This window comes from Acinetobacter sp. CY17 (assembly GCF_059515825.1).
On sequence record NZ_JCAKMX010000043.1, the window covers coordinates 1 to 8,361 of the forward strand.

At 39.1% G+C, this 8,361-nt stretch carries 7 protein-coding genes and 1 pseudogene; 4 read left to right on the plus strand and 4 right to left on the minus strand.

The annotated features are described in order from the left end of the window. Positions 1-321, plus strand: a 321-nt coding sequence (locus tag AC5YCI_RS15915; RefSeq protein ID WP_496175544.1) for an IS66 family transposase, incomplete at its 5' end; no start/stop codon positions are given. A gap of 97 nt (positions 322-418) precedes the next feature. Here the strand turns inward: AC5YCI_RS15915 and pepN are convergent. Next, the gene (gene pepN, locus AC5YCI_RS15920) at positions 419-3,028 is read right to left on the minus strand and encodes an aminopeptidase N (protein WP_496129737.1); all 2,610 of its coding nucleotides are present in this window, start codon (positions 3,026-3,028) and stop codon (positions 419-421) included. 290 nt (positions 3,029-3,318) lie between these two features. On the opposite strand from pepN, the gene AC5YCI_RS15925 reads away from it, so the two are divergent. Further along, positions 3,319-4,482, plus strand: a complete 1,164-nt coding sequence (locus AC5YCI_RS15925; RefSeq protein ID WP_496129746.1) for a hypothetical protein — start codon at positions 3,319-3,321, stop codon at positions 4,480-4,482. Between the two features lie 11 nt (positions 4,483-4,493). After that, positions 4,494-5,336: a hydroxyethylthiazole kinase gene (gene thiM, locus AC5YCI_RS15930; RefSeq protein WP_496129738.1), complete on the plus strand. Its 843-nt coding sequence runs from the start codon at positions 4,494-4,496 to the stop codon at positions 5,334-5,336. 157 nt (positions 5,337-5,493) lie between these two features. Here thiM and gltS read toward each other — a convergent pair whose 3' ends face one another. From gltS to AC5YCI_RS15945, 3 genes are all read right to left on the minus strand, one after another. Continuing rightward, complete coding sequence (gltS, locus tag AC5YCI_RS15935) at positions 5,494-6,717, minus strand: sodium/glutamate symporter (RefSeq protein WP_496129739.1); 1,224 nt, start codon at positions 6,715-6,717, stop codon at positions 5,494-5,496. 152 nt (positions 6,718-6,869) lie between these two features. Further along, positions 6,870-7,091 carry a hypothetical protein gene (locus AC5YCI_RS15940; RefSeq protein WP_496129740.1) on the minus strand — a complete coding sequence of 74 codons (222 nt, stop codon included), beginning with the start codon at positions 7,089-7,091 and terminating at the stop codon, positions 6,870-6,872. Positions 7,092-7,132: 41 nt separating this feature from the next. Next, positions 7,133-7,954, minus strand: coding sequence for a hypothetical protein (locus tag AC5YCI_RS15945; RefSeq protein ID WP_496175918.1), 822 nt, complete (start codon positions 7,952-7,954; stop codon positions 7,133-7,135). A gap of 179 nt (positions 7,955-8,133) precedes the next feature. Between AC5YCI_RS15945 and AC5YCI_RS15950 the strand changes: the two are divergent. Further along, positions 8,134-8,361 (plus strand): annotated as a pseudogene (locus AC5YCI_RS15950) (hypothetical protein); the annotation flags it as partial.

Below are 8,361 nucleotides of genomic sequence, written 5' to 3' on the forward strand. Positions count from 1 at the left end.
ACCGCCAAGGCCATCAATTACACGCTGAAGCGTTGGCCAGCTTTAAGCCGCTATCTGGATGATGGCAATCTACCGATTTGCAATAATTGGGTAGAGAATCAGATGCGACCTTGGGCCTTAGGACGCAAGAACTGGCTGTTTGCTGGCTCGCTGCGCAGTGGCCAACGAGCTGCCAATATCATGACTTTAATCCAGTCAGCAAAGCTCAATGGCTTGGATCCGTATGCCTATTTAAGTGATGTGCTGAAAAGGCTACCGACACACAAAGTGACCCAAATAGAAGAATTACTGCCACACCGGTGGCAACCCGACCAAAATTAAAAAATAGGTATGGGGTTCAGCGGATGCTTACATTAATTTTTAAGCAACATAGCATAAAAAAAGCCCGTTTAAAAACGGGCTTCTTCGCTTTAAGCGATTAAACGCTGAGCATACTGTTTAAAGTTTCAGTCACGTTCTTAGATTTTACCAAAGGTTTGAGTGCTTCAAGTTCCGCTTGCACTTGGCTGCGCTGTGGTTCGGCTAAGGTATACCAACGTGATAATACTTGTAATAAGCGTGAACCCACAATCGGGTTTTTCTCATCTAAGTATTTAGCCAAATTGACAAAATGCGCTACACCAAAACTCCAAGTATTCACAGGATTACTGTTTAAGCCACCCGATACCGCGCGAATACGATTGGGTACCGCCAAATCATAATCAGGATGTTCGGTTAAATAAGCAATGGTGTCTGCTGTGGCTTTCGGATGTGCAGCTTGAATCATAAACCATTGATCCATCGACAAGGCTTCATCTTTAAAGCGTGTATAGAAATCTTCTAAGGCAGCCTTGGCTTGTGGTGCATCATTCCATACCAAGACTTTTAACGCGCCTAAACGCTCAGACATGTTATGAGTATTTTGATATTGCTGTTCGGCAAGGCTAAAGACCGCCTCGTCACCTTGGCGTGCCATGAAGCTCAGCATAATATTTTTGAGCGCACGCGTACCCATGGCTTGCGAAAAATCATGTTGCTGCGCTGGATCTAAGCTTAAATAGGTGTCTTTACAGAATGCACCCAACTCACGCGCTAAAGTATTCAATAACGCTTCACGTTGTTCTTGTACTATAGCTGGGTTGTAATCATGATCAATGCGACTACCTAAATAGCCTTCACTTGGTACATCAAATAAACGGGATGCCAACAGTGGGTCTTTAGCAATCACCTGTGGAATGCTGTTTTGCATGGCTTGAATGTAGATGCTGGCGTCATGACCATTTAATAAAATACGTTCAAGCAAGGTTTGGGTCGCTTGCCATTGGTTAAAACCGTTGGTTTCATACTGTAATAAGAACGCTAGGTCTTGATCTGAATAGTTAAATTCGAGATTGACCGGCGCAGAGAAATTACGTAGTAAAGACACCACAGGTTCTGCTGTCACCGCTTTAAATTCGATGGTTGCTTCATCTCTATCAAATAAATACACGCCATCTTTGACGCCATTTTCAAATAATGCGTCAGAATTTAAGGTCAGTTGTTCACCTGTTGCGGCATCAAAGAGTGCCAATGCCACAGGAATTGGCACTGCTTTTAAATTTGGATATTTAGCATGTGCTTTTAAGCTTTGTTTAAAACGTAAGGTATAGGTTTGTGCGTCTGCATTATACTCACCTTTGGCTTCAAGCTTTGGTGTACCCGGTTGGTTATACCAGGTCAAGAATGCAGATAAATCAACGCCTGAACCCGCAGTCAATGCTGCTACCCAATCTTCAACCGTCACCGCTTGACCGTCATGACGTTTAAAGTATTCATCTGTGCCGGCACGAAATTTTTCTTTGCCCAAAAGCGTTGCCATCATGCGGTTAATCTCCGCACCTTTTTCATACACAGTTGCGGTATAGAAGTTATTAATTTCTACAAAATGATCTGGACGTGGTGGGTGTGACAATGGCCCTGAATCTTCAGGGAATTGGTGCGCTTTTAATACGGCCACATCATCAATACGTTGTACCGCAGCTGATTGTAAATCTTCTGAGAAAGACTGATCACGGAATACCGTTAAACCCTCTTTTAAACACAACTGGAACCAATCGCGGCAGGTAATCCGGTTACCGGTCCAGTTATGGAAATATTCATGCGCAATCACCGATTGCACACGCATAATCGCAGCATCGGTGGTAAATTCTTCATCTGCCAAAACACATGAGGTATTAAAGATATTCAGACCTTTATTTTCCATGGCCCCCATATTAAACGCAGAGGTTGCCACAATCATATAATTGTCTAAATCATAAGGACGACCATAATGCTCTTCATCCCAACGCATCGAATGCTTAAGCGCTTGCATAGCAATATGACATTTTGGAATGTCTTTTTCTTCGGCATAAATTTCTAAAGCCACATCACGGCCTTCAGAAGTCACATAACGATCTTTTAAAACCGCCAAATCACCAATCACACAAGCAAATAAATAAGCCGGTTTTTTGGTTGGATCTTGCCATGTGGCAAAGTGACGATTCTCACCAACTTCACCCTTTTCAATTAAGTTACCATTGGCAAGCAATACAGGGAATTTTTTATCTGCTTCCACACGCGTGGTAAAGACTGACAATACATCAGGACGGTCTGGATAAAACGTGATTTTACGAAAACCTTCAGGTTCATTTTGTGTGACAAATAAATCTGCTGCTGCTTGGTATAAACCTTCAAGCTGGGTATTACTTTCAGGATGAATCAACACCACCGTTTCAATCAAAGCTTGATCGGGTGCATTGCTAATCACCAGTTGTTCTGCATCGAGTTGATAGGCATCAGAAGTCAATGCTGTACCGTTTACACAAACCGATTCTAAAGTTAAATCACGTCCAAGCAGTACTAAATCGCCCGCCGTTTGACGTTGCATCATCAGCTTAGCAGTGACTCTAGTATGTTCGGCAAACACCTGAATATTTAGATCGACTGAATCGACTAAAAAGCTTGGTTTTTGGTAGTCTTTTAAATAGATCGTTTGGTCTGCTTCGACCACTGGATTTGCCGCAATATTCATATAATCTTCATCCTATCTACAGATTTTTATGTGCTTTTACTCGATGATACGTCAAGTGCTACGCGCTGTGTGGGTTTTATGTCTAAGTTTTTATATGGGTTGCTTTACAGGGTTTTCAATTGCTTGTGTAAAAATTGCGGCACAATCGTGTAGTGGATAAACAATCCTGCATTAGATCAAAGTCATGTTTAAATTATACTCAGGCAATTGAGTGGAGTGTGCCGCTTGGCAGCGCAGTACACGTTAAAATCTGTGTATAATTGGCTTAAGTTCTTATGCGTTTGCGACTGATGAGTTTAAATATTTTACGTAAAAGTTTGGACGACAGCGCCTTTTGCCCGTTGTGTCAGGCAGCCATGTATTGGATTGATGCCGAACAATTTGACCAAGATCTTAATTTTCATGAATGTAGCCATTGTCAACATCGCCTGTTTCAAGAGCCACAGCATAGCTGCCATTGTGACAGTTGCTTAGGCGAACGTAAAAAAGCCATGCGCGCCACCCGTTTGCAAGAAACCCGTAAAAGCCAAGGTCGGCGTAAAGATGTGGTTGAACTCGAATTACATCAACTTAAATTTATAGAAAAACTATTTTTGCTGGCCGTGCTCGATCCACAGGTACAAGAACATACCAAACATGATGAATATATTCATTGGGATGAAATTAAATTTCAAAATATTAGCCCCAATTTCTTATTTCAAAATGCCATTGTTAAACATTTGGTCAAACAGCATATTTTAGTAGATCCCGATGCCAATACTGACAGCGAGCGCTATTATTTAAATCTGCGTTTAGATGGGTATTCTGAACCAAGCTTATTTAGTGTGACTCAGCAACTCCGTCATTGGTTTTATCAGAATTTATCCTTAGGGATTCCATTTAAAAATAGCGAAGAAGTAAAAGACGCGATTTACTTATTGCTCTATCAAGATATTATTCAATTTACCCAAATGTATTGTCGCACTTGGGGCATTCAATTTGCTGGCAATCATAGTTTTCAAATGTTTTGCTACCGATTAATGGATAGTCTTGCCGTGGGGCAAATTTACTATTTGGTGCAAACCGCGCTGGAATATTTATATAAACAGCAGATTTTACAAACGCGTAACGACAATTTTATTAATACCAATATGCTGAAAAAAACCTTACAGCAATATCGTGAACGTGCTATTCGTGAATGCTGGGAAACCTCAACCTTACCCCGTCCGCCCAATTTGCCGTTAAGCCGTATGAGCAATATTCTATTTTTCCGCTTTTTAGGCTATGACGAGAGCATTTTTGTCCAACCGATGTGGCGCTCATGGAAAAAAATTGAACCGCGATTAAAATTCTATGCTGAAAAACGCTGTATGCACTGCGGCTCGAATGAACTGAGCGTCGATTATGATGCCGAAGATTATGTCACGCTCACTTGCCGTAAATGCAAGCATCAAGACCATTACTTTACCCAATAATTGAGCTTTGAATGACTGATCTAGAAAAAACAAAAATCGATAAACAGCAATTACTGCAAGAGGTGGTGGCTGCTTGGCAAAGTGTGCAACAACAGCAACCGCTAGTGCACTATATAAGCAATAGCGTGGCTGCCAATTATGCCGCTAACGTGGTTTTGGCTTGCGGTGCATCACCTGCTTTAATTGACAACCCCTATGAAGCCGAAAGTTTTATGACTATTGCAGGGGCTTTAAATATTAATTTAGGCACCCCGACCGAGCAACAAGTAGCAGCGATGCGCTTTGCAGCTAAAACTGCGCATGATTTAAATAAACCGTGGGTACTTGACCCAGTGGGTTATGGCGCAGTATTGGCTTGGCGCTCTAAAATTGTTGATGAATTACTTGCGTATCAACCCACGATTATTCGCGGCAATGGTTCAGAAATCAGTGCTTTAGCAGGTCAACAAACGGCCAGTAAAGGCGTGGATAGCACTTTAAGCAGTGTCGAAGTCTATCAGCAAGCCACAGTCTTGTTGGCACATAGTCAATGTATTGCCATTTCTGGCGAATCTGATTTTATTTTGTCTAAAGCCTTAAACTGCGTGATTCAAGTCAATGGTGGCTCTTATTTACAACCCAAAGTTACCGCTACAGGCTGTGCTTTAGGTGCACTCATTGCGGCTTATGCAGCTGTCACTACACCGACTATTGCTGCGCTGGCCGCACATGTGCATTTTGCCATTGCTGGCAAGCTAGCTTTTGCCAAATCACAAAGTGTCGGTTCATTTAATGTGGCTTTTTTAGATGAACTGTACAATTTAACTGCAGATAGCATTGTGCAGCATGCAGATATTGAGCTATTGGCAATTTAAGCTCGCCTTTTAGCAAAGCTTATGTTTTAATGCGCGCAGTATGAGATGAGCCTCTTACAGTATGCAGCTTAGATCTGTATACGACTAGCCCCTAACCATGGGGCTTTTTCATGTCTAAAATTAACACTACAGCAGGCAAAAGCGCTTTCGTTTCAGCTTAACCCAATATACTTAGAGTAAACTGAATGACAATCGCATTCACAATATCAATAAAAAATGCCCCAGTAAGCGGAATAATAAGAAAGGCTTTATGCGAAGGGCCATAGCTATTGGTGACTGCTTGAATATTGGCAATGGCAGTTGGGGTTGCCCCTAAGTTTACGCCACACTGTCCTGCACACAACACTGCTGCATCATAACTTTTACCCATCACTCTAAAAGTCACTAAATACATATATAGAGCTAAAACCAGTGTCTGTACCACCAAAATAAGCACTAAAGGTCCGGCCAAATCTGCCAATAACCAAAGCTGTAGAGACATAAGTGCCATGGCAAGAAACAGCGCCAATGAAGCATTGCCAAATACATCAATACAACGGTCAAACATTTCCACTTTAAGGCCATGTTCAAGTACGTTACGAAGAATCACCCCGCACATCAAGGCCCACACAAAACTAGGCAATTCAAACCATTGTCCTTTGGCAATCGTCGTCATGAAATAGGCAAAGCTAATGCATAATGCAAACATGCCTAAAGTTTTCACCGCATCATTAGCTGTAATTAAACGGGTTTTTTGTGGATACTCAAATGGTGCGGTTTGTGCAGCCGGTGGAATATCGGTTTGTGGGTGACTGGGTGAGATTTCTTCAGCCAATTGGTAACGACGGATTAAAAATTTAGCCACTGGCCCACCCATCATGCCGCCAATCACCAATCCAAAGGTAGCACTGGCCATGCCTAACACTACTGCGCCTTGTATGCCGTACTCTTGTTCAAAAATGCTTCCCCAAGCACCTGCTGTGCCATGCCCACCGGTTAGCGTCACTGAACCTGTAATCAGACCAATCAATGGATCTAAACCTAACAAGGTTGCTAAGCTAATACCAACCACGTTTTGTACCAGCACATATGCAATTACGCAGCCTAAAAATAAAATCAGGGCTTTACCGCCCTCTTTAAGTTTGACTAAACTGGCACTTAAACCTACAGAGGTAAAAAACATCAGCATAAAAACTTGCTGAATATTGGCATCAAAACTGACCGTCAGATTAAAAAATTTAAACAGAATATAGGTGATGACTGCAGCCACTAAACCACCTGCCACTGGTTCTGGAATATTGTAGCGCTTTAAAATGCTTATTTTATTGACCACCGTAAAGCCCACCAGCAACACCAATACAGCTGCTACAATGGTCAAGAATGCATCTAACTCATAATTCATATATGAACCACTTCTATAGTTATTTATATTGATTTTTATATAGATTTAATGCGGAAGTCAGCTAGAGAAATGTTACCTTGTCTGTGTGGTAGCATTTTTATACGTTAAAAAAATACTCAAATTTTTTAAGATTTGAGTATTGGATAAGGCGTTTATTTAGGTTTGATGTCATAGACCCAATTACGGGCTTGTTGGTCTGTTGTAGTTTCACAAACGTAGTAATCGTGATCCCATGAATCAGGATGGAAGATTTCTTTTTTGCTGTAGGTGACGTTTTTACCTTTTTCGACGCAGATAAAGCTGTCACCTTGGTCTTTAATTTGGGTTCCGTTTAGGAAACCACCAATACAGAGGAAACGGGATTGTTTAGGCATCGAAATATATATAATGATTGCTGAACAATTAATTTACCACGTCACATGTAGTATTCGCTATCAATTAATATTTCTGGCTCATCAACTTCCAATATCAATTCATTATTATCCTCATGTATGCGAATAGTTATCTCACTACGTTCAATATTAAAGTCTTCAAAATCTTTAGAATATTTTAATTCTAAATATAAAAAGCAATGACCACCCGATTTTTTAATATTAATATTTTCAGCCAAATGATCATCAATAAAAAAACGTCCTTCTCGTTCATAAGCAGTTATACAAAAATATTCATATCCTCTAAAATTCTGAGATCTAAAAATAATTTCAAATCCGTTATCAAAATTATTATTAACATATATTCGATCATAATTTTTTTTATTCTTTATATTCTTACCCATTAAATAATTGATAAAAGGCAAGATAATATCAGAACTATCATAACTATAAATTCTATTTAAAAAAGGATTATTATTTAACCATATGTTACCTAGAAATGCATTTTTATTATAATAAGAATATGCACATATTAATGAAAAAAAAAACTGTTTATCATTAGTTAATACAGATACTTTTTCAAAAATCTCAAATTTTTCTAATAACTTCTTAAAATTACTTTCATCATTATTTTCATCTTTTAATTGATAACAATAGACAACTAATATCAATAAAAAATCATTAGATATCTTTGATTTTATAACTCCGATATAAAACAAAAGATCATCATTTTTAAAAACTTCAGACTTACTATTAACTAAAATAAGAATTAAATATAAATCCCGAATTGATTCATCAGAAAATAGTGAATGATTCATTAATTCATATTTTGCATTTATAAGATTTAAATTTTTAATATCTTTCACAATACTATAGTTATTAGTATTTCTCTCAGAATTTATGAAACTCTCTAGCAAAATAAAAAATTTTCTATCAAAGTCATCTATATGCTCCTTTCTTTTATCTTTTTTATATGTCCTCCTAATATAATATAGTGCAACAATAGACCTCTTGCGAAAGTAAAAATCACCTCCATATAAATTTCATGAGATATCAGAAATTAAACCGTTTTTCAGATTCTGAATTCAAACGCTTAGTTGGCGTACCTCGACGAGTTTTTACTGAAATGGTAGAGGTTCTAGAAAAAGCAGAATCACTCAAAAAGAAATCAGGTCGACCTCATACTTTAGATATAGAGGATCAGTTGTTATTAACTCTCAATTACTTACGCAACTATAGTACTCAACTGGAATTAGCGGCAAATTACCATATC

Coding starts and splice junctions, on each gene's coding strand:
- pepN (WP_496129737.1), bottom strand. CDS start 3,028: ATGAATATTGCGGCAAATCCAGTGGTCGAAGCAGACCAAACGATCTAT.
- AC5YCI_RS15925 (WP_496129746.1), top strand. CDS start 3,319: ATGAGTTTAAATATTTTACGTAAAAGTTTGGACGACAGCGCCTTTTGC.
- thiM (WP_496129738.1), top strand. CDS start 4,494: ATGACTGATCTAGAAAAAACAAAAATCGATAAACAGCAATTACTGCAA.
- gltS (WP_496129739.1), bottom strand. CDS start 6,717: ATGAATTATGAGTTAGATGCATTCTTGACCATTGTAGCAGCTGTATTG.
- AC5YCI_RS15940 (WP_496129740.1), bottom strand. CDS start 7,091: ATGCCTAAACAATCCCGTTTCCTCTGTATTGGTGGTTTCCTAAACGGA.